Origin of the sequence: Paraburkholderia sp. SG-MS1 (genome assembly GCF_012275575.1) — a bacterium.
Classification (GTDB): domain Bacteria; phylum Pseudomonadota; class Gammaproteobacteria; order Burkholderiales; family Burkholderiaceae; genus Paraburkholderia.
Genome location: NZ_NPIH01000048.1, coordinates 1 through 332 on the forward strand (window position 1 = coordinate 1; position 332 = coordinate 332).

Annotated in this window: 1 protein-coding gene; it reads right to left on the reverse strand. The window is 71.7% G+C overall.

Features of this window, described 5'->3' with window-relative positions:
• Positions 1-332: TraB/GumN family protein (locus CIC12_RS03890; protein WP_174771895.1), on the reverse strand; the 332-nt coding region annotated here is incomplete at both ends.

Consider the following 332-nt stretch of genomic DNA (forward strand, 5'->3'; position numbering starts at 1 on the left):
TCAGGCAACAAGCCCGGCAGACAATCGCGCTTGCACACGCCGTACTTCGACACGTCGTCCTGCGAGATCAGCAGTTCGTCGGGGGAGAGTTCGAGCGCCAGCGTCGGCGAGGCGGCCAGCGCGGCGAGGATCGGCGGCCGGAATGGCTGGGCGGCGGGATAGTCGGCGGGATCGCCGACATGCAACGTGCCCAGCACGTAGATCGTAGTCGTGCCGCGCGTGGCGACATAGAACGGCATGCGCGCCGGCTGCGTGCGCACCGGGCCGCTCGCGGTGGTGCCGGGCGGCGCAGGCGACGGCGGCGGCGGATTGAAGCCCGGCACGCTCGCGCG